The following is a 26,111-nucleotide window of genomic DNA, read 5'->3' as shown; positions in this document are numbered from 1 at the left end:
GCTACACCGCAAAGCAAGAGCAGCCGAGGGCACCCCAGAAGGATCCCTTGTCGGCAACCGGAATAGGTTTGTTCCAGGCGATGGCGTGATCGTGTCCATGCACGCCGCACTGGTTGCCGCACGCGTTATGGCAGGCTCGCGCGTAGCGAATCTCGCCTCCCATGTCGACGCGCTTAGCCGGGCTCGGCATTTCGTTGACCGGGCTCCAGGATGGAGAGGCAGGCGGGAGCGGCGGGGAGAGATCGGCGTAGGCGTCTTCGCCGTAGACCACTTTTCCGCCGACCATCGTCATCACGGAATTGATGCGGCGGATTTCCTGTGGCGGCACCGTCATGTAGTCGGCCGACAGCACGGCGAGATCGGCGTACTTGCCTGGCGAGAGCGTCCCTTTGACGTCGGCTTCCCCCGAGAACCAGGCCGAGCCTGCCGTCCAGAGCCGAAGCGCCGTCTCGCGGTCGAGCACGTTCTCCTCGCCATAGAGGGGAAGCCCGCCCACTGTCTGACCGGTGGTGAGCCAGAAGAGCCCAACCCACGGGTCGTAGGAGGATACGCGTGTCGCATCCGAGCCGGCGCCGACCGGCAGGCCAGCCTTCAGCATCTTCGTGACGGGAGGAGTCTGGCGGGCGGCCTCTTTGCCGTAGCGATCGACGAAGTATTCACCCTGGAACGCCATGCGGTGCTGTATCGCAATACCGCCGCCAAGGGCTGAGATGCGGTCGATATTGCGGTCGCTGATGGTCTCCGCATGATCGATGATGAAGCGCGTCTCGAAGGGCGTCTTTCCGTTCACGCGTTCGAACACGCTCAAGAAGCGATCGATCGTTTCGTCGTAGGTAGCATGAATGCGGAACGGCCACTTGTTGGCGGCGAGCAGCTCCACGATTGGCTCAAGCTCACTTTCCATGGTGGGCGCCAGGTCTGGACGCGGTTCGAGGAAGTTTTCAAAGTCGGCAGCCGACCAAGTGAGGTTTTCACCGCCGCCGTTCATGCGCAGCATGCTCGAGCCGGCGCCGGGCTTGGTTATGGCGATCCAACGCTCGTAGTCGCTTTTCTCGGCGCCCGCCTTCTGAGCGAACAGATTGTAGGCGATGCGGACGGTGAGATCCCCCGCATCGTGCAGCTTCTGAATGACGTTGTAGTCGTCGGGGTAGTTCTGACCGCCGCCGCCCGCGTCGATCACCGACGTGATGCCAAGGCGGTTCATCTCGCGCATGTAGTGGCGGGTGGAATTGATCTGATCTTCCACGGGCAGCTTCGGTCCGCGCGCCAGCGTGGAATAGAGAATGAGCGCCGATGGCTTGGCGACGAGAAGACCCGTCGGATTGCCGTTTGCGTCTTTTTCAATCACGCCGCCCGGCGGGTTGGGTGTCGTCTTGTCGAAGCCCAGCGCATTGAGCGCGGCCTTGTTCAAAAGCGCCCGGCCGTAAAGATGGAGAATGAAAACCGGCGTATCGGGTGCCGCCTGATTGATCTCGTCGAGGGTCGGCATGCGCCGCTCCGCGAACTGGAACTCGCTCCAGCCGCCGACAACGCGCACCCATTGGGGAGCCGGTGTGCGGGCCGCCTGCTTCTTGAGCAAACGCAATGCGTCGGCGACCGAGGGCACACCTTCCCACCGCAGTTCCATGTTGAAGTTCAAGCCGCCCCGGATCAAGTGCGTATGGCTGTCGTTGAGGCCTGGAACAACCCGACGTCCGCCGAGCTCGATCAGCTTCGTCGCTGGGCCTGCCGTTTTCATCACCTCCTCGGTCGTGCCGATCGCCTGTACGAGACCATTCTTGATGGCGATAGCCTCGGCATCGGGTGTCGTCGTGTCGAGCGTGGTGATGCGCCCGTTGCGTAGAATGAGGTCCGGTGCGTCGGTCATCGTTTGCCCCCAGGCGAGAGGTGAAGTCATGGTGGCCAGCGCGCCGGTAGACGCAAGGCCCTGAACGAATGTACGGCGGCGTATCGTCATGGCAGGCTCCTGTTTCGAACCGGCGGCCTTATCGGGCCGCCGGTTGGATGTCGTGCAAGGGTCGATTCAGTTGGCAGGAACCGGCTTGAGGCGAGCGCCGTGGGTCACGCGTTCGGGCGCCTTGTGAACCATGGTGTATGCATAGTCGATGCCCATACCGTAGGCGCCGGAGTGGTCCTTCACGATCGCGGTGACGGCTTCGTAGGTTCCACGACGCGCCCAATCTCGCTGCCACTCGAGAAGGACCTGCTGCCAGGTCACCGGCACGACGCCTGCCTGGATCATGCGCTGCATGGCATAGTTGTGGGCGTCGAGCGAGGTGCCGCCGGAGGCGTCGGCCACCATGTAGATCTCATAGTCGGCATCGTGCATGGCCGAGAGCGCGAAGGTGGTGTTGCACACTTCCGTCCAGAGGCCCGAAACGATGATCTTGCGGCGGCCGTTCTGCACGAGTGCGTCGCGGACTTTCTGGTCATCCCAGGAGTTCATCGAGGTGCGCTCAAGAAGCGGGGCGTCGGGGAACACGGCCAGCAGCTCGGGATAGGTATGGCCGGAGAAGGAGTCCGTCTCGACGGTGGTGATGACGGTCGGGATGTTAAACGCCTTAGCGGCTTTGGCGAGACCGACGACGTTGTTCTTCAGCGTCTGGCGATCGATGGACTGCACGCCGAAGGCCATCTGCGGCTGTTGGTCGATGAAGATAAGCTGAGAATTTTGCGGGGTCAGGACTTCGAGCTTCTCTTTGGACACGGCGTGATCTCCGATGGGTTTGTTTGTAAGGCCATCATTGGCCGAAACGGCACTTGGCGACAATCCATGCAGCACAACGCACACTGTCGATGATTTTTCGCCAATTGTTTTTCGCGTCTGCACGGCGGAGCTGTACCGACGACAATCTGAAGTCGGCAAACCCCGGCTAGCTGCGTTTCGCGTGACAACGGAATCCGCGCAGGCCATAGCAAGCCGCCGAGCCGCGTGCTCGGTGCTCGCAATTCCCATGTCAGGCGTATTGTTTAGGAGGTTGGAAACGGCAAGCGGGTGAAGCTGCTCAACGTTCTGGGCACGACGAAATCAAGTGTTCGTATCAAGATGGCCTCCAGGTGCTACGTACGAGGCCGAGTCTATTTGCAAATATCCAAATGATAAGGAGGCACTTTTCAGTGACCAGGTTACGTCGCGGATACCGGGGCGCCGATCGCCTAAAGGAACTTCTCGAGTCTTGGCGTGCTCTGAAGTTTGATCCCGATAAATGCCCGGTTCGCAGTTTGCTTGCCCAGCTTGGAGACAAATGGACAATCCTTGTCTTGATCATTCTCTCGGAGCAGCCACGCCGGTTCAGTGAGATCGGCCGGGAAATTCCGGACATCTCGAAGAGGATGTTGACCGAGACCCTCAGAGAGCTCGAAAGGAACGGCCTCGTCGCTCGCACCGTCTTTCCGACGAAGCCGCCGAGCGTCGAGTATTGCTTGACGGATCTTGGTGGATCGCTGCTGCAGCCCCTTGTTGGGCTCGTCGTTTGGGCCAACGAGAACCTAGACAGAGTCGAGGCAACACGCTCGCAGTTCGATCAGGCATAAAGCGCGACGAAATTCGGCCTTCTGCTCTGGTGAGCTGCTCGTCGGCAAAGTGCGCGGATTCCTTGTAGAAGATTTCGACGCCGTCCGTTGAGGTGATCGTAGACATGGCTCAGCTCTCCCGTTTTTGGTTGGAGTTTGAGGTCGTTGATTGGATGCCCTTGGGTCGCAACGCCTCATCCGGCGGCCGTTCTATTTGAAAGAGGTCGTGCGTCGCGGCGTACCAGCCGCGCCCGTGCATACGTCCGATGAGATCGAGCTTGGGCGTGTCGATGTAGAACTTCTCCGGATCGAGCATCGCTTCATCGGCGATGTGCGCATACACGACTTCCCCGAGCACGATTAGATGATTTGGTGACACCTCGAGGTGGGTATGCAGCCGGCATTCGAACGCGACCGGGCTCAGTGCGATGCGGGGTGGCCGCACCACAACCGACGCTGTCGTCTCGATGTCCGCGGCTTCGAGTTCATCGACCTCCGAAGGCGCTTCGTAAGACGTGAAGCTCATCGGCTCTGCCAAGGCGTGTGGTACGAGGTTGACGACGAATTCCCCCGTGTCGAGTATGTTTCGACCGGTGTCCTTCATATCTCCGCGCGTGTTCGCCTGAACGCCGAGCGCCACCAACGGCGGATCTTTGCTCATCGCATTGAAGAAGCTAAAGGGTGCCGCATTGCGCGCACCTCCCCGCGAGAGCGTGGTGACCCACGCGATCGGGCGCGGCACGACGGTGCCGATCAGGATCTTGTAGCGCTCGGCTGCCGTCAATGTTCGAAAGTCAAACTGCATGGTGGCGCTCCTTCTCGCCCCCTGCAATAGCGGCGAGCATCGCTCGTATAGCGCGTATTTCATCGTCGACAACGGTATGACCCATGCCGGGGTAGATCCGCTTGGTGACGTTCGCCCCAAGCCGCTGCACAACCGCAGCACTCTCGTTCACCCTCTCCAGCGGGATGTGAGAGTCGACATCGCTGCAGCCGATGAAAACCGGCGTGCCGGCGAGCGAGCCCCGATAGTCGCGGGGCGTGCCGTCCTGCCCGATCAGACCGCCGCTCAGGGCTGCGACGCCCCCGAACCGTTCGGCGTTACGCGCCGCAAACTCGAGGGCGAGACATGCGCCTTGGGAGAACCCAATCAGTGCGATGCGTTCTGAGGACAGACCCGCGGACTTCAAGCTGCGGACAGCCTCGCCAACAGCCGCCAGAGAGTGGGTCAAATGTGGCTCGTTCTGAGAGATCGGAGCAAGGAACGAGTGCGGGTACCAGGTCCGGCTCGGCGCCTGCAGAGCCACATACGAGATGTCGCGTTGAGCGAACGCCTCAGACAGCGCGAGCATATCCTCGGCCATTCCGCCACGGCCATGCAGGAGGATGACGGCGCCGCGCGCTTTGTCGAGCGGCGCACCTGATCTTGCAATCTCATATCCATTTTTCGTCATGATACGACCTCCAACGATGGCAGCCTCGCTTCGATCTGAGTTCTGCGGCCTTCGAGAAAGTGGGGGAGCTTGAGATCCTGCCCCAACCGCTCCACAGGCTCGTCAACCGCGAAGCCCGGCTGGTCGGTTGCGACCTCGAAGATGATGCCGCCGGGCTCACGGAAATAAATGGAACGGAAGTAGTTGCGGTCCATCTGTTCAGTGGCCTGCAGCCGATGCGTTTCCGCGAGCTTGAGCCGCATCTCAGCCTGCTCCGCATCGCTCTCGGCACGGAAGGCGATGTGATGCACGGAGCCGCGCCCCATCCGCCCTTCCTCCTGGCCGGCTTCCTCGTGGATATCGACGACGCCTCCGTGCACAGCGCCAGCCGCCTCGAAACGGGTGACCGATCCTTCCTTGGCCACCTGCGTGAAACCGAGGACGCCGGTGAGGATGGCAGCCGTTCGCTCCGCCTTCCGGATGAGCAGCGTGATGCCATGAAAGCCTCGGATCGCATGGTCGGCCTCTACCTCGCCGCCCGTCCACGCCTCGCCGTTCTCGGCGCCGGCGACGCCGACGAGTGCGAGGCTCATTCCATCGGGATCTTTGAAGGCAAGAACGCGTTGGCCAAACCGGCGCGCGATGGCCTCATGGACAACGCCTTTGTCGGCGAAGCGGTGCGCCCAGTAGTCCAAAGACTTGTCGGGAACACGGAACGAGGTCGTTTCGGCAAGCCCAATCCCATTACGTCCGCGAGCCGCATGGGCCCACGGGAAGAACGTGAGGATCGTACCGGGGCGCCCACTCTCATCACCGAAATAGAGGTGATAGGTGCCCGGGTCGTCGAAGTTGACGGTTTTCTTGACCAACCGAAGTCCGAGCACGCGTGTGTAGAAGTCCAAGTTGCGGGCAGCGTTGCCGGCTATGGCTGTAACGTGATGAATGCCTGGCATAGATCGGGCCTTTCGTTTTGCGCTGCTCTCAGGGGCATCCCGGAATTGGGGCTTACTGAAGGGCAGCGTGATGCGTCTGGCCCTTATTTCTGTCGTTGACGATAATTTCTCAATCCATAGACTTACGCGCACACTGCATCCAAAAAGGATACAAATGGATAAGTTCGACGCCATGGGCGCATTCGTGAAAGTCGTCGCGAGTGGAAGCTATGCCGAGGCCGCACGACGGCTCGGGCTTACTCGGTCAGCCGTGAGCAAAGGTGTCATCGAGCTCGAGCACGACCTCGGTGTACGTCTCCTGGACCGGACGACACGGAGAGTCACACCAACCGAAGCCGGCCTCGCCTACTACGAGCGGTGCCTCTCGATCCTCGCTCAGATGGAAGAGACGGAGGAGCAGATATCGCGCCTCCATGACGAGCCGAAGGGTGTCCTAAAAATTAACGGACCGCTTTCGTTCGGGACGCTCTATCTCGGCAGGATGGTGGCCGAGTTCATGGCTCTCTACCGGGATTTGAGAGTCGAACTGTCTCTGACGGATCGCTACATCGATCCGCTTGAAGAGGGGGTCGATGTCACCGTCCGCATCGGATCTTTGAAAGACTCGAGTCTGATTGCCAGACGAATTTGTTCGACACGCATGATGATCGTTGCGTCGCCGGACTACCTGAAAGCTCACGGCACGCCGAAATCTCCGGCCGACCTCTCCGCGCATCGCTGTCTGACCTACGGACACACTACCTCCATGCAGAAATGGACGCTCGTCGACGGCGGAAAGGTGACAACCAGGGCTGTCGCAAGCTGCATGGCGTCAACCAATGGCGACGTTCTGTGCGACGCAGCCGTGGCTGGCGTCGGCATCACTCTTCTTCCGGAATTCATCGTGGGGCCCGATGTCGCTGCGGGTCGCCTCCGATCCCTTATGCCGAAACACGTTCCAGCTGATCTCGAAATCTATGCCCTCTATGCCCCGAACCGCTATCTCGCGGCGAAGACACGCGTGTTCATCGACTTTCTCGTGCAGAAGTTTGGAAAGAAGGCTGATTGGAGTGGTTTGGCGAAGTCGCGTTCTTAGGTGTCTGCTCACCCACATCGCCACGTCTTCAAGGACAGGCTCAGGAAGAGCTTTGTTATCGCATTTCGATTGATGCTTCGCGAGCCATCACATCGCCCTAGCCCCAGTGCGAACGTGCCTGCTCTCCTGCTTTCGTGATTGCATGCGCGCGCCAGCCAAACTGTGCGCGCGGGCTCTGTCCTCGGTGCCGTGCGGACGCAGAATGTCCGTAAACTTCCGCGACGAATTGTTCGATTGAAGATCCCGGATGCCTAAGTTACGAGACGGCCGCTTGGCAAATATTTGGGCGCTCGATCCAGGTCTTCGGACAAGAAACGAGCGCCTTCCGCAGCACGGAAAACCGTGACGCTGTGAGAAGTGTGCGATCGCGTCGCGTGCGTGGCGCGATCGTCCTGAAAGTCCGTTTTCACGACGACACAACGGTAGCAGCCGCAGATCGCCGCACCATCAGGCAAACGAATTGCGCCCACGCCAGAATCAAAAGATTTCAGGATAGCCGATTGGTCAGCCACGACAACTGGCCGCCGCGGCAGTTCTCAATCATCGAATATCGTGGCTGAAATGACATTTCACTATGTAGCGTGGCACGAAAGGCATTTGGCCCTGGGCGCATATTTTCTTACGCCTACAACACGGCTTGTGAATGTGAGGGGCACTCACCGGTAAAGCCATAGCTACCCAACCACTTAAGCGTCTCGATACACCGAGATGCCACGTCTAATATTCGTGATCGAAACTCTTCTTCTTGGCCAAAAGAACCAGATAGTTCGTCGGGTTGATCTCGCGGCTGTTTCCGCGGGGGGAATATTTAGAGCAACCGGGAGTTGCGCATGAGCGGCGAAAGCACGGCAAAAGCACGCCTGTCGTACAATCAGATCGACGAGGCGACAGCAGAGATGCTGCGTAAAAATAAAGAACTTGTTTTGCGTGAAATGCCCGAGGTCCTCGATCGGTTTTATGAACACTTGGGTAGATACTCAGAAACGGCAGCGTTCTTTAGTGACCGCGCCCACATGACCAAAGCGAGGGACGCGCAACTTCGCCACTGGTCCATGATCCTGGATGGCCGCTTCGACGAGGCCTATGAAGCCTCGATAAAAAGGATTGGCGAAACTCATCACCGTATTGGTCTTGAACCGCGGTGGTACATTGGCGGTTACAACGCGCTGGTGACGGGTCTTGTCCGTGCTATCTCGACCAAAGTCTCCGCTCACTCTGTAGACAAGCGCCGCAAGCTGCTGGGATCAACTTCTGAGCCGTCCAACAATAGTGAAGCAACAGAACTGCAGGTGGCCATCATCAAGGCCGCGATGTTGGACATGGATCTGGCGATATCCGTCTACCTCGACGCAGGAAAGCGCGATCTCAATGCCCTATCGGGTTCAGTGATCGAGATGGCGAAGTCGGTCTCTCTGACCGCAAGCGAACTTCAGACATCCGCTGAGGCCTTGGCAGACGTGGCCAAGAAGACCTCCGATCAGACTGCAAATGTGGCGGCAGCAGCCGAGCAAGCTTCGACAAATGTGGATGTTGTCGCAACGGCTGCCAATGAGCTCTCAGCGTCCGTTAGGGAAATTGGCCGCCAGGTTGCGATGTCGACGGAAATCGTCTCCAAAGCTGTCGCAACCGCCGATGAAACATCGAAAAAGGTGCGCGAGCTCTCTCGGTCGTCTCAGAAAGTTGGCGACGTCGTGGAACTCATCAGCAACATCGCTCGTCAAACCAACCTTCTAGCCCTCAATGCCACGATTGAAGCCGCACGCGCCGGTGAATCGGGCAAAGGCTTTGCCGTCGTCGCGCAGGAAGTGAAGTCGCTGGCCAGCCAAACGTCGAAGGCAACCGCCGAGATCGGAACGCAGATAAACGACATTCAGGGGTCAACCGCCGATGCCGTGGGCTCCATCGGAACGATCGGCGAAGTGATCCAAGCCATCGACCGGATAGCGAGCACAATCGCCACAGCCGTAGACCAGCAAGGCGCGGCGACGGTTGAGATTGCGCGTAATGTCGAGGAAGCAGCTCGAGGCACGTCCGACGTCGCCCAGAATGCGATGGGGCTGCAAACTTCGGCAGGCTTGACGGGCACTGCGGCGAGCACGTTGCTGGCATCAGCCCGAACGCTTGGGCAAAAGGCGGACGAATTGCGTCGGACCGCAGAAGGGTTCAAGATTGATACACATGCAGCTTAGACGTCATAGAACAATGTAAGAGAATATTTGTTTGAGCAGCAAGATCTTAGAAATCCTCTCCGGCGCAACGACGTCAATCTGCGGAGTGCAGACCAAGAGCGAACTCACGCAGTCAATGGAAGCGGGCTTTTCCGCTCTCGGCTTCGGTAGTTTTAGCCTAAGCTGCTATAAGGCGAACAAGCACGATCTGGCGCTCAATCCGACGCTCAGCACTTGGCCAGATTGGTTCATGGCCGAGTACGAACACCGGAACTGGGCCGACTGGAACCCCAATCTTGAACGCGCCGCTACCTCCAACGAAGCCTTTAGCTGGAATCTCGACCAGCGCTATAGTAATCGCAACGAACAGAGCTACATCGACTTCCTAATGAGCACTCCGATGAAGGGGGGCCTTTCGATCCCGCTGTCTCGCCGACCAGGCACGATTAGCGGCGTTTCCGTAGAATCCCATAAGGCCAAGCACTTCACCCCGGCAATCGTGAGTGCGGTCACCGTTATCGCCCACGCCGCGCAGATGAAGGCGGAAATGCTTGGTCTTTGTCCGGAGATATCGGCTGACGAGAGTTGGCACCTACGCGCACTTTCGGCGTCACAGCTGGAGATTCTGAAATGGCTCTCCGAGGGCAAATCCTACGCTGATATCGCCACAATCATGCAACTTTCGGAGCGTGCCATCAAATACCACGTCGGCGAAATTCTCCGCAAATTTGGTGTCGCCACACGCTCGCAGGCTGTTGCGATGTACGCCAACGGCAGCTACTTGAGACAGATGCCTAAGCCACGGCGATGAGCCCCTTTGCAACGTTACCGCGTGCCGCCAAATCGCGGGCACTGGGCTCCCGCCACGTCTATCAAAACGCCCCTCTCTATCTACCTGCAGTCGAGATCGGCTCGACGTTCCATTCTTCGTCAAAAAGAGAACAATGCGAAAGCAAGTCGGCGCACTGCCTATCCGCCCAACGAATGAGGGCCGTCTGGAGGTTCTGTTGGTGTCGTCGCGCGAGACGCGCCGTTGGGTGATCCCGAAAGGCTGGCCGTCCAAGAAACTTGCCGACCACAAGGCCGCCGCACGAGAGGCCAACGAGGAGGCCGGCGTCACCGGCACGATATCGCCACACTGCATTGGCTCCTATGTCTATCGGAAGACGACAGGCAAGGGGGCGTATCTGGTCGAGGTTTCAGTCTATCCCCTCACCGTTAGCAGACAGAGAAAAAGCTGGGCGGAGAAACGCGAAAGGGTCCGCGGCTGGTTCGATACCAAGACTGCGAGCCGCATGGTGCGCGAGCCGAAGCTGCGCAAAATGATTGCCGACCTTCCGAAAATCTACTCACACCCCGACAGCGATCGCGCCGCTTCGCCACGTCCGGCAAAGAGTTCCGTCTAAGCACTCCGTCCGTGATGCCAGGGGAGTTGCAGCCACGAGCCCAGCCAAGCTGGTGGCCATTGTGGATTTCGAGACGCCTCTGTTGTCGTTCCGGCTTTGACAAGACGCTGCCTGATCGGCGGCATCGCCTCGAGGACGTCAACCAATCGCTCCACCTCGCACGCTTTGCCGAAATACCAGCCCTGCAGCAGGTCGCAGTTCATCTGCGACAGGAGCTCGACCTGCTCCAGTGTCTCAACACCTTCCGCGGTCACGGCCTTTCCCAGGCTGTGTGCGATTTCTATGATCCCCCGCGCGATCGCCTGGTCCTCCTTGGAGGTGACCATGTTTGCGACGAAGCTGCGATCGATTTTCAATCGGTCGATCGGAAGCTGGCGCAAGTGCGTCAGCGATGCATATCCCGTTCCGAAATCGTCCAACGCGACTTCAACGCCGGCATCGTGCAATCGATGAAGCCCCTCCTCGACACGCTTCTGATTAAGGCCGAGGAACATGCCTTCCGTGACCTCGACGCAGAAGCACTGGGGGCCCACACCGGTCTCATTGGACAGTTCGAAGAACCGATCCAGAAATGAATCGGAACGAAAATCCGAATTGGTCAGGTTGATCGCCACGCGATTCAAGGGGACGCCTTTTTTGCGCAGCTGACCAACGTCGCGGAACACGCGCTCCAGCATGAACTGACCCAGCGTCGCCCGGACCGCCGGATCTGAAAAGCCCTCCTGAAAAACGGCCGGGGTCAGCAACCCGCGCTGCGGATGCCGCCAGCGCATGAGGGCCTCCAACGACATGTTCCTATCTGACGCGACCGGAACGATCGGCTGGTAGTGCAGTTCGAAAGCGTTCAGCTGCAGACCCTGTTCAATCTCTGCCAGAACCTCCGACTTTCTCTCCGCAACCTCCTTGAGCCTCGGCTGGAAGACTTCAACACGATCGCGGCCGAGAGATTTCGCATGGTAGAGTGCAAGGTCTGCCGCCGTTAAAAGACTATCGAGATCCCTCCCGTGTCCTGGGAAATTGGCGACACCCAGGCTCGCCGAGCAGCGGCGCGATGTTCCGGCGATTTGGGTCGGCTGTCGAATGGCCTCCAAGGCATGCTCGAAGAGCGCATTCGCTTCCTCGCTTGTTCCCTCGACGAAGATCAAACCAAACTCATCGCCTCCGAGCCGGAAGATCAGCATGCGCTCATCGGCGACCGAGCGCAGACGCGAAGCCACGGTTTGAAGGAACGCGTCACCAGCGGGATGGCCAAAGGAATCGTTGATTTCTTTGAACGTATCCACGTCGAGGAGCGCCAAATGAAACTCACGCCCGCTGTGGGCATGTTCGGCGACCAAAGAGGTGATGTATTCCTGGAACCGCCGACGGTTTGGAAGATCGGTCAACGGGTCGATATTGGCTATTCGCCTCAAATGCTCCTTGCTCGCCCGCAGCTCGTCCTCGAGAAGCTTGCGCGCTGTAATATCGAAACGGATTGAGGTGTAGCTGTCGATTTTTCCCCGTGCGGAAGTATGGGGGACAATGGTCGTGTCCACCCAGTAACGCGATCCGTCTTTGCGTCGATTGCAAATTTCGCCATGCCAGACGCGACCACGCGCAATTTCTCGATACATGGCACGGAAGAACTCCATGCCGTGCTCGCCGGACTTGAGCATCCGATGGTTGGAGCCAATCAGCTCAGCCTCGGAATACCCGCTAATTTCGCAGAACTTGCTGTTGACATAAGTGATCGTGCCTCGCACGTCGGTCGTTGCGACGATAGCTGCGCTGTCGAGGGCGTAGCGTACGAAGTCATCTTCCGGATTGAGCTGGGAAGGAATGCGAAGCTTCGCTGCGGCCTTCATAAGCGCGAGCACTAGTGACGATGGATCTTCTTCATCCAATTTTTGGGTCGCCAGATTCGTCATCTCAGTCTACTCGCCGCCAATATTCTCTATCCGGACTATAAAGCAGCGACTCGAAGATATCACCAGCGCACGTAGACAGTTGTTAAAGTATCTATGCTTCAATAAACGTGCGAAATTCCGTAAACTGTTTCTTAGAGTTTTCTAATGCGATGCAGAGTGGCGGCTGCTGTTTCTGCAAGCGCTATCGTTGCGAAACATGACGCGCCGACTGGTGCTCTCCAAGATTTGCGCACGCAGACAAAATGATCATGCTTCTCGCGTGGACCGTTTCATGTCGGGCCGATCAACGAATACCTCATCATCGGGGCGGATATGCGCGTTGATGCGCAGCCTGCCGCCTTCGTCGCGCGTCCGCATATGGCGATGGGTGTCGCCAAGGCCGTGGGTGATGCCTTTCGCGCTGCGCGATGCCTTGAGCATAGCGAAATCGCAACGGCGCTTACGGCCTATGAGCCCGATCGCGTACGGCCGGAAAGGCGATTGTCTCGTATGGGCAGAGGCTGGGACAGTCGCTCAACCTACACTAGCCTCAGCGGAGAAGGTCCGTTGAAAGGAATGCCATCACCCCCTCGCGGAATTCTTCTGGCGATTGCTTGTGCAAGTCCCCGCTCCGCCCCGAAGGTAAGCGGCGTTCTTTGAACAATTTCAGCGGTGTGAAATCAAAGGGATTGGTGGAGGGGGCTGGATTCGAACCAGCGTAGGCGAAGCCAACGGATTTACAGTCCGTCCCCTTTAGCCACTCGGGCACCCCTCCGTGACCAATCCTTGAGCTGCCGGCAACCCGATCCGGCCCCTCGACAGGGGCGGCCGATCCCGGCATGTCAAACGAAATCGCCCTGCGCTCGCCGAGCGGCAGGGCAATGTCCGTCCTTATCGTAATCCGCCTCCCCGATGTCAATTGGAAAAGCGCGCGAAAACCCGTATGGGTTCGGGCAGAGGCGGCTCGGCCGCATAGTTTATTCGGAAGGCACGATGAAAGACGGCTGGGCCGACAAAAAGGGACCGAAAAAACGGGGGTTTGGCGGTCCGAAGGGCGGTGCAGGACATCATCGGCGTCCGCACAAACCGGCCTCCCAGGTGCGCGGGCCAGCGATTGACGACGGCCTGGTGCGGCTGTTCGGCAGCCACGCCGTCGAGGCGGCACTGAAGAACCCCCGCAGGCGGGTCATTCGGCTCCTGGCCACCGAAAATGCCGAGCGGCGGCTGGCGGACGTGATAGCGGCCAAGGGCGTGCTCATCGATCGCGCGACACCCGGAGACCTCGACCACCTCCTGGGTGAGGACACGGTCCACCAGGGACTGCTGCTCGAAGCCGAACCCCTTCCCGAGCCGAGCTTCGATGAACTCGTGAAGCGCGCATCGGACGTGGGGCCGCTTGTGCTGCTCGATCACGTTACCGATCCGCACAACGCGGGCGCGGTGCTGCGGTCCGCGGCCGCCTTCGGTGCGGCTGGCCTCATCATGACGCGGCGGCACAGCCCGCCCCTCAATGGCGTGCTGGCCAAGTCGGCGTCCGGTGCGCTCGATCTCATTCCGGTGCTGCCAGTTCAGAACCTCGCCAAGACGATGCTCGAACTCCAGGCACTCGGCTTCCGGCTCATTGGCCTCGAGGGGACGTCGCCCGCGCGCCTCGAGGACGAGACCTTCAACGGTCCGACAGGGATTGTGCTCGGGGCGGAAGGCAAAGGGCTGCGCGAACTCACGGCCCAGACCTGCGACAGCCTGGTGTCCATCACCACCGCTGATACGCTTGCGAGCCTCAACGTCTCGAATGCTGCAGCCGTAGCACTGCACTGGGCCGCGCTGTCGCGGAGAAAGACGGCAGGAAAATAGAAAGGCGGTACCGATTGCCGGCACCGCCTTCCATTCCAAATCTATGCGACCGACTTAATCGCAGTACGTGGGACGCCAGCAGGTCCAGCGGCCGCCGCGGCAGACGGTGTCACCCCAGCTGTTGGTGAAGCAGCGGCGGTTCTTCCAGCCGCACTCCTCGGGGCCGGGATAGCAGCGCTCGCGAGATTCATAATAATAGTCGCGATCACGCGCGTTGGCGTAAGCACCGAGAATACCGAGGCCGATGATGCCAGCGGCAACGCCGGCTGCAACGCCGCGTCCTCGTCCATGTGCCTCTGCAGGCTGCACCGATGTGACGGCAACGCCGGCAATCAAGGCAAGCGCCATCAGCGAATTGATCAACTTCTTCATCATGGGTTAGCTCCCCCAGTCTCGATAGCTCGCGTTCGGCGCCGACGACGCAGATCGCGCAGGAAAGGTCATTTTCGGAACAAACCATATGGCGCATGAATAGGGCATGAACGCGGAGTTCTGGTGCCCGAAAAAAGCCAAAAGCCGCGTCGAGCGCGGCTTTCAGCATCATGCGGGAGCGAAGCCTACCAGCGGCGATAGCTGCGGTAGTGGCTGTTCCACCTCTTATAGCGCTTCGGGTAACCCCAAGCCTGATAGTACGGCGGCAGCTCCGCGAATGGCCGGCAGCAGGCGGCGCGACGGCGCAGCTCCGACGTCGGGCGCCAGTAGCCGGAGTTGTAGTAGGGATAATATCTGCGCGGCTCGTACCGGTAGCGGTGGGGATCCAGGTACCCGTCGGACCGAAGGTGACGATGGTAGTACGGAGAATACACATCCTGCCAACCGCGGCGGCCCGCTTCGGCGGCGACGGGGATCATGGCGATGCCGATTGCGGCCGCCAGCAGGGCAATAACCCGTGAACGCATGACAAACTCCTCGAGCTCAAACTGAGCAAACTTCTCCAACACCCTAACTCAGAACGGATAATATTGCTTTAACTTTGGATCATTGCTCTGATCGTCCGTCCCGCTGCTCCGTTCAAGGAGCCTTCCCGCTGCAAGACCGTTTGTAAACGAATTCATGGTAAGCGCCTCTTATGAGCATTCTTGTAACAGGCGGCGCCGGGTACATCGGCAGCCATATGGTGCTGGCGCTTCTCGACGCCGGTGAAAAAGTTGTCGTCGTCGACAATCTGTCGACGGGTTTCCGCTCGGCTGTTCCGCCACCCGCGATCCTCATCGAGGGCAACGTCGGGGATCAGGATCTCGTGCGGCGCGTTGTTGGCGAGCATGACGTTCGCGCCATCATCCATTTTGCAGGATCGATCGTCGTTCCGGACTCTGTTGCCGATCCGCTAGGGTACTACCTCAACAACACGTCGAACTCGCGCAACCTGATCGAAGTCGCGGTGAAGACGGGCGTCAAAGCCTTCATCTTCTCATCGACGGCCGCCGTGTACGGCAACCCGCAAGAGATTCCCGTCAAGGAAACAGCGGAGCTGAGACCGGTTTCGCCCTACGGCACATCGAAGCTCATGACGGAGCTGATGCTGGCGGACACCGCTTTCGCACACGATTTCCGTTACGTCGCCCTGCGCTACTTCAACGTCGCTGGCGCGGATCCGAAAGGCCGCACCGGACAATCGACTCCGCGCGCCACACATCTCATCAAGGTTGCGTGCGAGACCGCACTCGGCAAACGCGCTTCGATGGATGTCTTCGGCACCGACTATCCGACCGCAGATGGAACCTGCATCCGCGACTACATCCACGTTACGGATCTCGTCGCCGCGCATATGGTCGCCCTCAAGCACCTGCTCGCCGGTGGCAAGTCGGATGTGTTCAACTGCGGCTACTCGTCCGGCTATTCGGTTCTTCAAGTCATCGACGCCGTTACGCGGGCCTCGGGCGGCGCGTTTCCGGTCAAACTCGCGCCGCGCAGACCAGGCGACGCGGAGGCCATCGTGGCGGATTCGTCCAAAATCCGCAGCCAGCTCGGCTGGGAACCGCGCCTTGCAGATCTCGACCTGATCGTCAACCACGCGCTGGCCTGGGAGCGGTCGCTCAAGGCCTAGGTGCGGGGGCCGTGTCTTGGGGCCGCGTCACGAAGGGTCTTTTTCCGCGCCGCGGACTTCTATAAAAGGAGCGCACTGCTTCGTACCGGCCGATAGTCGTCGGCCCGTCGCCAGTTCGCCGGCTTAGCTCAGTGGTAGAGCAGCGGTTTTGTAAACCGTTGGTCGGGAGTTCAAATCTCTCAGCCGGCACCAGCCTTAAAGCTGTTTCTCCTTCCTGGCCTCCCCCAATCCCTATTGTCGGCCTGCTCTTTCCTCCGCGCCCGTATGGCAACGCCGGGAGCGACGTCAGTCCATGTCTACTGTCAGCCGCATTAAGCCCATGGATATCGAGCGACGCTATTGCTTCTCCGTTTCAGGGTTCGGTCTCACCACGATCTCGACGTCCTCTGACTTTAGAGCTTCGTCAATCGATGAGAATGGTCCGAGGCCCCCTGCGGGTTGAATGCATATCGTCCACTGGGTCGCGCATTCGTTGGGATTGGTACTGTCGCTCTTAGTGAGGATTTTATCTGGCTGATTTGGCTGGCGGACCGTGAGTGCTGCGAAAAGAGCTCCCACGCAGCCGCTAGGGTCGTCACTCTGCAAAGCGTCTGTTTGGCCCGGCGATAGGTTTACCGATTTCGAAGTCTGATAGTCGCGAATAATGCTTCCGTCGGCTCTCTTAAAGAAGAACTTTGCGCCGATCTGAACCAGCTTGACTTGCCACCAGTCCGGGGTTCGGTTTTCGAAAACTACTCTGCACTCGGGCATAGACAATTCCTCCGCACGCTGAACCATACCAGCTGCGTTTACCATGTTTTGTCCGTCGACGGAATAGACGATCCGGCCGCACGACCATTCAAAATCTTGAATGGCTTGTCGGGTTCAAAATGATGCTCACAAGAGGTAAGGGCCGCTCTTTTGAGTGCAGCCCTTGTCCTTCAAGTAGTTCGGGGATTTTGTCTTCCAGCGGTCTTGGCAGGGCCGGGGCGTCCGAGCGGCCAGCGCACAGTCATGTCTCTCGACGTGACATTCACACATCCAGAACAGGCATGAACCCACCGAGGATCATTCGCTTGCCATCGAAGGGCATGGTCGCGCCCATTTCCTTCATGCGGGGGTCAGACATCATCTTTTTGTTCGCCGCATCGCGGACGTCCTTGGACGGATACTCGATCCAGCTGAAGACAACGATCTCGCCCTCCTCGGCTTTTACTGCACCGCGGAAGTCCGTGAGCTTGCCCTCCGGCACATCGTCACCCCAGCATTCGACGACGCGCGTCGCGCCGAGCTCCTTGAACAAAGGGGCTGCCTTGGCAGCGTGCTTCTTAAAAGCCTCTTTGTTGGACGCAGGAACGGCAGCAATAAATCCTTCTACGTAGGTCATGTGCGTTCTCCTGTGCGGTTGAGCTTGGAACCGAAGACTGTCGCATTGCGGCACCGTCCGGGCCGGAAGCTTGTGCAGAGGACGAACCGCGGACCCCAAAGCCGACATTGGTTCGGCACCTCTTTTCGGCCGACCTTTCGGCAATCACCTTGGCCAAACGTGCGCCTCCAGGGCGCAGTTCCCCCAGGGTTAGCGACCAGATCGTTTCAAGCTTTCCGTTCTACTGCTCGATCCTTGCCAGATGGGGACGCGCGGTCGTTTTACCCACCTGGGGGCCAAGCCCTAACCAGGATTGCAGGCGAACCAGCGTTTCCGGCAACAGCACGAGGTTGAGGAACGTTGCCGACGTGAGGCCGCCCAGGATCGTGATGGCCATCGGGGCTTCGATCTCGTGGCCCGGGCGGCCGAGGCCCAAGGCCAGCGGCACGAGACCCAGCGCGGCCATCAACGCGGTCATGAACACGGGAGCAAATCGCTCCGCTGCCGCGAGATGGATGGTCTCGGCTGACCAGGGATGCCCTTCCTTGTCGACCAGGTGCTCCACATGGGCGAGCATCATCACGGAGTTGCGCGCGCCGATGCCGAACACGGTGACAAGACCGACGAGACTTCCGAGCGTCAGGCCGATGCCGCTGGCGACAATCGCCGCCATGCCGCCGATAAGACAGAAGGGAACATTGACCAGCAATACGGCGGCCATCGCCCGGCGCTTGAACGCAAGAGCGAGCACGATGACCACGAGGCCGATGCTGAGAGCGGTGAGGAGCGCCAAGCGGATCTGACCCGCCCGCTCTTCCTCGGCCTGACCTGCGTAGGACACGTAGACGTTTGCAGGTAGGGCGAGCGCGGAGACCCGCTCCTTCACATCCGCAACGGCATCGCGCAGCGAGCGCTCCGCCGAGCCGTTGAAATTGACGGTGACGCGGCGCTGTGCGCCCTGGTGCTGAATGTTGGAACGGCCATCTGTCACTGTGATGGACGCGACGTTGCCGAGCAGCACGCGTGTCTTTGCGTTGCCAATCAGCAAGTTGGAGAGCTGCTCGACCCGGTCGCGCTCGTTCGGCGCCAGAATAACAACAACGTCCACGGTCTGCGCGCCGACGTAGGTCTGCCCGATCGTGGTGCCTGCGAACGCCGTCTGCATGGCGTCAAGGGCGTCCTGTGCCGTGAGGCCGTAGCGCGCGAGGGCGGAGTGATCCAGCTTGACCGAAATGGTCGGCACCTTGGCGGCCCTCGGGATACGCAGATCCTCGACACCTTCGATCGGCGCAATCGCTTTCTGGACTTGCTCCGCTGCCGTCTCGAGCGCTTCGAGTTGCGGACCGGTGAGGTTGATCACCATTTGCGCGGTCTCGCCGCTGAGGCTCTCGCTAATGCGGTCACCGAGGAAGGTCATTGCCTCCGTGCGGACTTCCGGGAAACTCTCGAGGACCTCTCGGATCTTGTCCTGCGCCTCCGTCTCAGTCTCCTCGTGCTCGCCGGTCAGCTCGACGTGGAACTCGCTCTTGTCAGGGCTCCAGGTGTCTTCGCCCGCTTCCGCCCGGCCAATCTGGTGTCCGACGGCGCGGATGAACGGCAGCTTCAGAAGCTCGTTGGAGATGCGCACGCCGGTCGCGACGACATCGGCCACCGAAGTGCCTTGCGCCGCCGTCGACATCTGAATGACGAAGTGACCTTCGCGGAATTGCGGGATGAGCTCGCTGTGGAGATAGGGGGCAACGGCGATGGCGGCGGCGGAAGCGGCGACAAGCATCGCCACCGTGACGCGCCAGCTCCTGCGCACTCTGTCCATGCACCAGGCCTGAATCGCCTTCATGCGCTCAAGCAGTCGCGGCGTTTCCTTGGTTTCCTCGCCGGTAAGGAGAAGCGCGCAGAGGGCCGGGGTCACCGTGAGGGCCACCACCATCGATGCGATGACGGCAATGATGAATGTGAGGGCCATCGGTCCGATGAAGCGGCCCTGGACACCACCCGCAAACAGGATCGGCAGGAAGACGAAGATGACAGCAAGGGTGCCGTACAGCATCGATCCTCTGATCTCGATCGAGGCTTCCTCTATCGTCGCGAGGTCGTCGGTGCGGCCTTCCGCCTTGGCGAGGCGAAGGCGGCGCATGATGTTCTCGATATCGATGATGGCGTCGTCCACCAAGACACCCAACGCCAGCGCGAAGCCACCGAGCGTCATCGTATTGAGCGTCTGGCCGAATTCGGCCAGCACGACGATGGCTGCGAGCAGCGAAAGCGGAATGGCAAGGAACGAGATCAGCGCAGCCTTCCAGCTTCGCAGGAAGGCGTAGAGCACACCAAGAATGAGCGTGGACCCGAGCGCAAGGGCATGCTCCAGGTTTCCGAGCGCGCGCTCGATAAACGATGCGGGCCGATGGAGGAGGATGACGTCGATGCCGCGCTTGGCGAGCCCGGGCTTGAGATCCATCAGCGCGTTTTCGACCGCGGCCGTGGCCTTGAGCGTATTGGCACCGAACTGGCTCGAAACCGTCACCAGCACGCCGGGCTTGCCCATGATGGTGGCATCGCCGATTGGAACCTGGGGTCCGATCGTCACGTTGGCGACCTGGCCGATCGTGATCGGCACATTGTCTTGCATGGTAACGAGCGCCTGAGAAATCGTCTCGGGGTCGGGCGCCGGGGGCGGGGCGTCGAGGGTGATCCGCTGCGATGGGGTGTCGATCGTTCCGCCGCCACGGAGCGCAACCGCGGCCTTTCCGGCCTCCATCAGTTCGGTCAGCGAGATGCCCAAGCCCGTCAGCCGGTCGAGGTCGGGCTGGATCTGCACCTGGCGGACGGCACCGCCGTAAACGGTGACGCGGGCGATGCCCGGAAGCGCAAGCAAATGCGGATTGATGGTCCAGTCCGCGATGTCCCGGAGCGTGTAGGCGTCGACGACATTCGAAACCAGGCCGAACTTGAGCACGTCCATGGTGCTCGACGTCAGCGGCGTGAGCTTCGGTTGGGACACCCCTTCGGGCAACTCGCCCGTGAGTGTTGCGAGCCGCTCGGAAATTCCCTGACGGATCGTGAGGGGATCGACGTCATCGGAGAAGGTGATGAGGACGACGGAAAGCCCGTAGACCGATTCCGATCGCATGGACTCGACGCCTGGTGCGCCGTTGACCGCTGCCTCGATGGGGCGCGTGATGATCTGCTCCACATGCTCGGGAGCGAAGCCTGGTGCTTCCGTCTGGATGGTGACTTGGGGCGGTACGAACTCAGGAAAGACGTCGAGCGGCGCATTGAGCGCGAAAAACACGCCGGCGACGAGCCAGACCACGGACATCGCCGCAACGGCCACACGATAACGGATTGACCATCGGATCAGTGCATCCATTGGCGGGCTCTAGTCGGGGTCCGAGCTGGCGAGAGGGGGGCCGCTCTCCTGATGCTCCGGCTCTTCCTGCGTCTTCCGCGCAGGCTTCTTGGCGCGCGGCGCGTCGTCATCGTCGTCCTCGAAGGCACTCGGATCCGCCTCGCGCGACAGAAGCGCGGAGGCACCGTCGACAACGACTTTTGTGCCGGGAGTGAACTCCTTTGTGACGTAACCATCGGCGACGGGGGTGGAGAGCGAGATGCGCTTGCGTTCGAACTCGCCCGGCTCCGTCTCGACGTAGCACCAGGAGTCGCCGGCCGATACCACGACTGCCGACGCGGGGACAATGACGCCTGCAGTCGTCGTGCTGCGCTCCGCGTTGAGTTTCGCACGATCGCCCGGCCGCAGGCCCGGTCCGGTCGGCATGATGCCGAAGAACGAGGTTCCTGGCATCGCCAGGTTGCCGGAAGGCGCAGGCCAGACGGACGTCAGAGCCGTTTCCTCACCACCGCCGAGCGCCACGATCCGCACGTTCTTCGGATCTCGCTCGTCCGAGCGGGGGAAGTCCAAACGGACCAGTGTCGTCTTGCCCGACGATAGCTCGTCGACCAGCTTCTGGCGGTTCTCTGCTGCCAGGAAAGGGGCCTCTTCTCCCCAGGAGTTGCGAAGCTTCAGCTCGAGCAGCGCGACTTGTGTTGCGTCCGTTGCCGCTTGGCGCTCGGCATTGTCGAGACGATGCTCGCCGAGCGAGGTCGTTCCCTTGAAGCGCTCGACAGTCCGACGGCTGAATCCCAGAGCGATTTCGGCGGCGCGGATCTCGGCGTTGAGCTGCGTGAGGGGGTCGGGGCTCAGCAGCGTGGCGATACCCGTGATTTTCGCGGCCATCTCAGCCGGAACCACGGCAGCGGTTACGGGCTTGAACTTATTGCCTTCTTCCGGGCTGTAAGCTTCCGAGCGCGGCTCATCGCACGCTCCGAGGCCAAGGAGCGCGGCAAGAGCAACACAACGCAGACTGATCTTAACGGCTTCCACCCGGGAATTTTTCCTTATGTTTTTTAGGAAGAATGCCTCATCGGGGTCCACTTTGCCAGTGCGGACCTTCCCTACCCTGTGTTCCGGCTAGAACGGTTAAGACCGGCGGCTTTGAAAACGGCAATCTACCAAAAAAAAGAACACCCCACGGAGTGAGGTGTTCAGGTATCCGCGGGCACACACCGCGGAGGGGGAGAGGGAAGGTGACGTGATGCTGGTTTACATGCGGACGCGCTTCTTCTCCGGATCGTAGAAGGGGAACGGAATGACAGTCGCCTTGAGGCGCTTCTGCATGCCGTCCAGGCGGCCGACTTCGAGCGCTGTTTCGAGCGCAGAATGCGTGACGTCCACTCGCGCGAAGGCCAGCGTCTTCTTGAGCAGGGGCGAACGCATCGCCGATGTCACGATGCCAACCTGCGCCCGCCCGACGAACACCGGATCGCCGTGCGACGGCTTTTCGTTGCCCTTGATCTCGAGACCCACAAGCTTGCGGAGCGGATTGGCCCGGCGCTTCTCAACAGCGGCGCGGCCGATATAGTCCTCCTCCTTCTTCGTCGGCACCGTGAATGCGATGCCTGCTTCGAAGGGGTCGGTGGTGCTGTCGAAGTCGTGGCCGCCGAAGACGAGACCCGCCTCGATGCGGACGAGATCGAGAGCTTCAAAGCCGAACGGCTGCAAGCCGAGCGGTTTGCCGACCTCCATGATCGCATCCCAAACCGCGGGCGCGTCCTTGGGATGGCAGAAGACCTCGTAGCCGAGTTCACCCGTGTAACCGGTACGCGAAACGAGCACGGGAATTCCCGCTGTCCCGCCGATGCGTCCGACCGTGAAGCGGAACACACCCACCTCTTCGACGGTGGGGCGGCCCGGAGGTGTTCCGACGATCTGTTTCAGGATGTCGCGAGACTTCGGACCCTGGACTGCGACGTTGTGAATTTCCGACGTCGCAGTCTTGAGGTTGATGTTGTAGTTGGACTTCGCGGCCTGCTCCTTGAGCCAGATGAGGCTCGCGTCATCGCCACCGATCCAGCGGAAATTGTTCTCGCCGAGACGGAACAGCGTGCCGTCGTCGACCATGCCGCCGTGCTCGTAGCACATGGTCGTGTAGAACACCTGGCCGACGGAGAGCTTGCGCACGTCGCGCGTAACGATGCCCTGCAGGAACTGCTCGGCGTCAGGGCCCAGCACCTCCATCTTGCGCAACGGCGAAAGGTCCATGATGACTGCCTTCTCGCGGCAGGCCCAGTATTCCTCGATCGCGCCCGCATTGGCGAAGTGATGCGGCACCCAGAAGCCGCGGTATTCGCCGAAGGCGCGGGTGAGCGCGGACGTGCGCGGATGGAAACCGCTTTCGCGCGTGAGCTGAAGGGGGGCGTCTGGTGACATTCTGTATCCGATCGAGCGTTTGAAAGGCGTGTCCTTGGGATAGACCCGCACCTGTATTTCGGTGAGGCGCCAGCCGTTGGAGGCGTCGATGTCCGAGGGACAAGAGGAAGCCGCGCACACGAGGTCCGACAGGGCGCGCATAACGACGTAGTCGCCCGGTCGCGACCAGGGTTCGTCGGACCAGATGTGGTTATGGCAATCGACGTTCGTGTTGTAGAAGAAGTTGATGGCTGGCCAGCCGCTTAGTGAGTCGATAGGCGTGTATTCTTTCAGCACGGTGTTGAAGTTGTCCGTGCAGTTCGGATGGCCGAAGTAGCCCATGTCCTCGTAGTAGCGGGTGGTGCACGCGAGGTTGAAGGTGTCGTGGCGGCCGACCGTATCCTGCACGATCTCGACCAGTGCATTGCGATCTTTGTCGAAGAACTTGGCGTGCAAGCCCGGGACTGGATACGCGGCTCCGTTCATCGTGCGCGTCGTCGTGGAGTCGAGGCCCTGCTCTTTTCCTTCGTCGAGCGCCTTGCGATTGAAGGCCAGGAAGTCCGAGCATTGGCGTCCCTGGACGTCGACGATCTGGATGTACTCACCCTCGTAGACCTCGAACTTCTCGGCACTCGCAACATTGACGCGGATGTCCAGTCGCGGCTCGGCGAGCGGATCGGGAAGCCTGGCCGTGTTGAGCAGGCGCGGGTTCGCGCGCTGAATGAAGATGAGAATGTCGCTCGGGGGTGTCTGATCCCAGATCACCATCGGCTCCGCAGGCGCGCCGAACACGATGAATGCACTGCGCTCGGCTTCGAGCGCGATCATCTCACCCGGTCCGGCGTCGCGCGTCAGAAGGCGCGCGGCCTTCACGCGACCCAGATCGAGCCCGCGGCGGTAGAGGCCGAAGCGGACGCGCCCGGCATCCTCGGTATTGGCTACCAGCGCCTGCTGGATTCCCTCGGGCTTTGCCGAACCCTTGAGGCCCAGCGCGCCGAGATCGCTCTCGCCCTTGCTGCCGAAGACCGCAACCTCAACAGGTTGCCCGCCTTCCAAAGAAGCCAGCTCGATGCGATCTCCTGCGTCTATTTCAAAGGCCGCTGTGCCGCCGCCTTTCAAGACATATCGCTCGATACCCGGTTCGAGCGACGCCTGGCCCGGCACGAAAAGCTTCGGCCGCACGGGCGAAGTCAGAATTGTAGCGCTCATGAATTCCTCGCGTTCCGATCAACGGCGGTGTGCTGACCGCGCGCCCTCTGGCACGGCCAGCACGTTCTTTGCCGATGTTCGCCTTACTCCGCAGCCACCTTGGTTTCGGGCTGGTTGAGGAAGGCTTCCATCGAGTCGTCGAGCGCCCGCATCCACGGCGTGTGATGCACCGGCGCCACCGTTCCAGTCAGCAAAGACCGGTGCGACTGATCGCGATAGGTCAAGATGTTATCCATCTTGTGGTGCTCCCACTCCTTGAACATCTTGGCGACACCGTCGACGTCGAGGCGCGAATAGTCCGTCGGGGCGATCAGATCGCGCACGTACTCCGTCTGGAAGTCGATGGCCTGTGAGGGATCCTCTACTGCCTCTTCCAACGCGATCCATTTCTGGATGTCGGCGGCCATCTCGTCATACTTCGGCAGCTTGATGCGGCCGAGAACGACGTCGCGCGCATACCATGCCTGCGCGTCGAACATGTTGAAGGTGTAGAACTGATCCTGCATGCCGATGAACATCAGCTTCGGATTGCCCCACCAGAAGATGCCCTTGTAGATGCTCGGCGGATAGAGACGGTTACGCGTCTTGAGCCGCAGGCTGTCCTCAAGGAACGGGTGATGATGCAGGTAACCCGTGCAGAGGATGATGGCATCGATTTCCTTCTGGGTGCCATCCTTGAAGTAGCACGTCTTGCCTTCAACCTTCTCGAGCAGAGGACGCTCCGAAAAGTTCTCGGGCCAATTGAAGCCCATGGGTCGCGTGCGGTAGGAGAACGTCACCGACTTGGCGCCATACTTGTAGCACTGAATGCCGATGTCTTCCGACGAGTAGCTCGCGCCGACGCACAGCACGTCCTTGCCGGCGAACTCGTCGGCCGAGCGGAAATCGTGCGAGTGCAGAACGCGTCCCGGAAATTTGGCGAGGCCGGGGAATTCCGGGATTTGCGGCACCGAGAAATGGCCGCTCGCGCAGAACACATAGTCGAACTCTTCGGACGTCAGGGTGTCCTGAACCAAGTCCTTTACGGTGACGGTGAACTTCTCGGTCTTGGCATCGTAGGAGATCCAACGGACCGCGTGGTTCAGCTTGATATAGTGCGAGATGCCGTTCCGCTCGATGCGGCCCTTGATGTAATCATGCAGCACGGCGCGCGGCGGGAACGATGGAATGGGGCGGCCGAAGTGCTCCTCGAACGAGTAGTCGGCGAACTCGAGGCACTCCTTCGGGCCGTTCGACCACAGATAGCGATACATGCTGGCATGCACCGGCTCGCCGTACTCGTCCGTGCCCGTGCGCCACGTGTAGTTCCAAATGCCGCCGCTGTCCTTCTGGCGCTCGTAGCAGACAATATCAGGAATGGCTGCTCCCTTGCGCCGGGCACTTTCGAAAGCTCTCAAAACGGCCAAACCGCTGGGCCCGGCTCCAATAACCGCAATGCGCTGTGTCATATTTCTTCCTTTCACGTTTGGATATGTCGGG

Annotated in this window: 21 protein-coding genes and 2 tRNA genes; 8 read left to right on the top strand and 15 right to left on the bottom strand. The window is 60.3% G+C overall.

Annotated elements, in window-relative coordinates; all coding sequences use genetic code 11:
• Position 1 precedes the first annotated feature (1 nt).
• The gene (locus VHO05_RS04265) at positions 2-1,957 is read right to left on the bottom strand and encodes an amidohydrolase (protein WP_329645373.1); all 1,956 of its coding nucleotides are present in this window, start codon (positions 1,955-1,957) and stop codon (positions 2-4) included.
• 66 nt (positions 1,958-2,023) lie between these two features.
• On the bottom strand, positions 2,024-2,707 hold the full coding sequence (locus VHO05_RS04260) for a hydrolase (RefSeq protein ID WP_329645372.1): 684 nt from the start codon (positions 2,705-2,707) through the stop codon (positions 2,024-2,026).
• 410 nt (positions 2,708-3,117) lie between these two features.
• Between VHO05_RS04260 and VHO05_RS04255 the strand changes: the two genes are divergently transcribed.
• Positions 3,118-3,534: a helix-turn-helix domain-containing protein gene (locus VHO05_RS04255; RefSeq protein ID WP_329645371.1), complete on the top strand. Its 417-nt coding sequence runs from the start codon at positions 3,118-3,120 to the stop codon at positions 3,532-3,534.
• A 109-nt stretch (positions 3,535-3,643) separates the two neighbouring features.
• On the opposite strand, the gene VHO05_RS04250 is transcribed toward VHO05_RS04255, so the two are convergent.
• The 3 genes from VHO05_RS04250 to VHO05_RS04240 are packed head-to-tail and all read right to left on the bottom strand — an operon-like array spanning position 3,644 to position 5,899.
• Complete coding sequence (locus VHO05_RS04250) at positions 3,644-4,318, bottom strand: flavin reductase family protein (RefSeq protein WP_329645370.1); 675 nt, start codon at positions 4,316-4,318, stop codon at positions 3,644-3,646.
• A complete protein-coding gene (locus tag VHO05_RS04245) occupies positions 4,308-4,967 on the bottom strand; it encodes an alpha/beta hydrolase (RefSeq protein WP_329645369.1) in 660 nt (219 codons plus the stop codon). The genes VHO05_RS04250 and VHO05_RS04245 overlap by 11 nt, the downstream gene beginning before the upstream one ends.
• Positions 4,964-5,899 (bottom strand): ring-cleaving dioxygenase, encoded by a 936-nt coding sequence (locus tag VHO05_RS04240; RefSeq protein WP_329645368.1) that lies wholly within the window; start codon positions 5,897-5,899, stop codon positions 4,964-4,966. The genes VHO05_RS04245 and VHO05_RS04240 overlap by 4 nt, the downstream gene beginning before the upstream one ends.
• A gap of 154 nt (positions 5,900-6,053) precedes the next feature.
• Between VHO05_RS04240 and VHO05_RS04235 the strand changes: the two genes are divergently transcribed.
• The 4 genes from VHO05_RS04235 to VHO05_RS04220 all read left to right on the top strand — a co-directional run bounded on the left by VHO05_RS04235 (position 6,054) and on the right by VHO05_RS04220 (position 10,548).
• Positions 6,054-6,974: a LysR family transcriptional regulator gene (locus VHO05_RS04235; protein WP_329645367.1), complete on the top strand. Its 921-nt coding sequence runs from the start codon at positions 6,054-6,056 to the stop codon at positions 6,972-6,974.
• 830 nt (positions 6,975-7,804) lie between these two features.
• The gene (locus VHO05_RS04230; protein WP_329645366.1) at positions 7,805-9,163 is read left to right on the top strand and encodes a globin-coupled sensor protein; all 1,359 of its coding nucleotides are present in this window, start codon (positions 7,805-7,807) and stop codon (positions 9,161-9,163) included.
• 31 nt (positions 9,164-9,194) lie between these two features.
• Complete coding sequence (locus VHO05_RS04225) at positions 9,195-9,953, top strand: helix-turn-helix transcriptional regulator (protein WP_329645365.1); 759 nt, start codon at positions 9,195-9,197, stop codon at positions 9,951-9,953.
• A 133-nt stretch (positions 9,954-10,086) separates the two neighbouring features.
• Entirely contained in the window at positions 10,087-10,548 is a 462-nt protein-coding gene (locus VHO05_RS04220) for an NUDIX hydrolase (protein WP_329645364.1), read from the top strand.
• Here the strand turns inward: VHO05_RS04220 and VHO05_RS04215 are convergent.
• The 3 genes from VHO05_RS04215 to VHO05_RS04205 all read right to left on the bottom strand — a co-directional run bounded on the left by VHO05_RS04215 (position 10,545) and on the right by VHO05_RS04205 (position 13,209).
• On the bottom strand, positions 10,545-12,392 hold the full coding sequence (locus VHO05_RS04215; protein WP_329645425.1) for a putative bifunctional diguanylate cyclase/phosphodiesterase: 1,848 nt from the start codon (positions 12,390-12,392) through the stop codon (positions 10,545-10,547). The genes VHO05_RS04220 and VHO05_RS04215 overlap by 4 nt on opposite strands.
• A 309-nt stretch (positions 12,393-12,701) precedes the next feature.
• Positions 12,702-12,875: a hypothetical protein gene (locus VHO05_RS04210; protein WP_329645363.1), complete on the bottom strand. Its 174-nt coding sequence runs from the start codon at positions 12,873-12,875 to the stop codon at positions 12,702-12,704.
• Positions 12,876-13,124: 249 nt separating this feature from the next.
• Positions 13,125-13,209: transfer RNA gene (locus VHO05_RS04205), tRNA-Tyr, on the bottom strand.
• Positions 13,210-13,427: 218 nt separating this feature from the next.
• Here VHO05_RS04205 and rlmB point away from each other — a divergent pair.
• The gene (gene rlmB / locus VHO05_RS04200; RefSeq protein WP_329645362.1) at positions 13,428-14,288 is read left to right on the top strand and encodes a 23S rRNA (guanosine(2251)-2'-O)-methyltransferase RlmB; all 861 of its coding nucleotides are present in this window, start codon (positions 13,428-13,430) and stop codon (positions 14,286-14,288) included.
• 54 nt (positions 14,289-14,342) lie between these two features.
• Here rlmB and VHO05_RS04195 read toward each other — a convergent pair whose 3' ends face one another.
• Positions 14,343-14,663, bottom strand: a complete 321-nt coding sequence (locus VHO05_RS04195) for a hypothetical protein (protein ID WP_329645361.1) — start codon at positions 14,661-14,663, stop codon at positions 14,343-14,345.
• A 182-nt stretch (positions 14,664-14,845) separates the two neighbouring features.
• Positions 14,846-15,187: a hypothetical protein gene (locus tag VHO05_RS04190; protein ID WP_329645360.1), complete on the bottom strand. Its 342-nt coding sequence runs from the start codon at positions 15,185-15,187 to the stop codon at positions 14,846-14,848.
• Between the two features lie 170 nt (positions 15,188-15,357).
• Between VHO05_RS04190 and galE the strand changes: the two genes are divergently transcribed.
• Together galE and VHO05_RS04180 are read left to right on the top strand one after the other, a co-directional pair.
• Entirely contained in the window at positions 15,358-16,335 is a 978-nt protein-coding gene (gene galE / locus VHO05_RS04185; protein ID WP_329645359.1) for a UDP-glucose 4-epimerase GalE, read from the top strand.
• Between the two features lie 117 nt (positions 16,336-16,452).
• Positions 16,453-16,527 (top strand) — tRNA-Thr (locus VHO05_RS04180).
• Between the two features lie 820 nt (positions 16,528-17,347).
• Here the strand turns inward: VHO05_RS04180 and VHO05_RS04175 are convergent.
• From VHO05_RS04175 to VHO05_RS04155, 5 genes are all read right to left on the bottom strand, one after another.
• On the bottom strand, positions 17,348-17,701 hold the full coding sequence (locus VHO05_RS04175) for a DUF1428 domain-containing protein (RefSeq protein ID WP_329645358.1): 354 nt from the start codon (positions 17,699-17,701) through the stop codon (positions 17,348-17,350).
• 220 nt (positions 17,702-17,921) lie between these two features.
• Positions 17,922-21,047 carry an efflux RND transporter permease subunit gene (locus VHO05_RS04170; protein ID WP_329645357.1) on the bottom strand — a complete coding sequence of 1,042 codons (3,126 nt, stop codon included), beginning with the start codon at positions 21,045-21,047 and terminating at the stop codon, positions 17,922-17,924.
• 9 nt (positions 21,048-21,056) lie between these two features.
• Positions 21,057-22,058, bottom strand: a complete 1,002-nt coding sequence (locus VHO05_RS04165; RefSeq protein WP_329645356.1) for a hypothetical protein — start codon at positions 22,056-22,058, stop codon at positions 21,057-21,059.
• Between the two features lie 219 nt (positions 22,059-22,277).
• Positions 22,278-24,632 carry a DUF1989 domain-containing protein gene (locus VHO05_RS04160; RefSeq protein ID WP_329645355.1) on the bottom strand — a complete coding sequence of 785 codons (2,355 nt, stop codon included), beginning with the start codon at positions 24,630-24,632 and terminating at the stop codon, positions 22,278-22,280.
• Between the two features lie 83 nt (positions 24,633-24,715).
• Positions 24,716-26,080: an NAD(P)/FAD-dependent oxidoreductase gene (locus VHO05_RS04155; protein ID WP_329645354.1), complete on the bottom strand. Its 1,365-nt coding sequence runs from the start codon at positions 26,078-26,080 to the stop codon at positions 24,716-24,718.
• Positions 26,081-26,111: the final 31 nt, after the last annotated feature.

This window comes from Hyphomicrobium sp. (genome assembly GCF_036262015.1).
Taxonomy (GTDB): Bacteria; Pseudomonadota; Alphaproteobacteria; order Rhizobiales; family Hyphomicrobiaceae; genus Hyphomicrobium_C.
The sequence above is the reverse complement of the archived record's forward strand: the minus strand, read 5'-3'. Positions and strand labels throughout refer to the sequence as shown.

Bases quoted from the DNA above. Each gene is read 5' to 3' on its own strand.
- VHO05_RS04265 (WP_329645373.1), bottom strand. From the start codon at position 1,957: ATGACGATACGCCGCCGTACATTCGTTCAGGGCCTTGCGTCTACCGGC.
- VHO05_RS04215 (WP_329645425.1), bottom strand. From the start codon at position 12,392: ATGAAGGCCGCAGCGAAGCTTCGCATTCCTTCCCAGCTCAATCCGGAA.
- VHO05_RS04170 (WP_329645357.1), bottom strand. From the start codon at position 21,047: ATGGATGCACTGATCCGATGGTCAATCCGTTATCGTGTGGCCGTTGCG.
- galE (WP_329645359.1), top strand. From the start codon at position 15,358: ATGAGCATTCTTGTAACAGGCGGCGCCGGGTACATCGGCAGCCATATG.
- VHO05_RS04195 (WP_329645361.1), bottom strand. From the start codon at position 14,663: ATGATGAAGAAGTTGATCAATTCGCTGATGGCGCTTGCCTTGATTGCC.
- VHO05_RS04160 (WP_329645355.1), bottom strand. From the start codon at position 24,632: ATGAGCGCTACAATTCTGACTTCGCCCGTGCGGCCGAAGCTTTTCGTG.
- rlmB (WP_329645362.1), top strand. From the start codon at position 13,428: ATGAAAGACGGCTGGGCCGACAAAAAGGGACCGAAAAAACGGGGGTTT.
- VHO05_RS04235 (WP_329645367.1), top strand. From the start codon at position 6,054: ATGGATAAGTTCGACGCCATGGGCGCATTCGTGAAAGTCGTCGCGAGT.
- VHO05_RS04210 (WP_329645363.1), bottom strand. From the start codon at position 12,875: ATGCTCAAGGCATCGCGCAGCGCGAAAGGCATCACCCACGGCCTTGGC.
- VHO05_RS04190 (WP_329645360.1), bottom strand. From the start codon at position 15,187: ATGCGTTCACGGGTTATTGCCCTGCTGGCGGCCGCAATCGGCATCGCC.
- VHO05_RS04245 (WP_329645369.1), bottom strand. From the start codon at position 4,967: ATGACGAAAAATGGATATGAGATTGCAAGATCAGGTGCGCCGCTCGAC.
- VHO05_RS04240 (WP_329645368.1), bottom strand. From the start codon at position 5,899: ATGCCAGGCATTCATCACGTTACAGCCATAGCCGGCAACGCTGCCCGC.
- VHO05_RS04155 (WP_329645354.1), bottom strand. From the start codon at position 26,080: ATGACACAGCGCATTGCGGTTATTGGAGCCGGGCCCAGCGGTTTGGCC.
- VHO05_RS04250 (WP_329645370.1), bottom strand. From the start codon at position 4,318: ATGCAGTTTGACTTTCGAACATTGACGGCAGCCGAGCGCTACAAGATC.
- VHO05_RS04230 (WP_329645366.1), top strand. From the start codon at position 7,805: ATGAGCGGCGAAAGCACGGCAAAAGCACGCCTGTCGTACAATCAGATC.
- VHO05_RS04175 (WP_329645358.1), bottom strand. From the start codon at position 17,701: ATGACCTACGTAGAAGGATTTATTGCTGCCGTTCCTGCGTCCAACAAA.
- VHO05_RS04220 (WP_329645364.1), top strand. From the start codon at position 10,087: ATGCGAAAGCAAGTCGGCGCACTGCCTATCCGCCCAACGAATGAGGGC.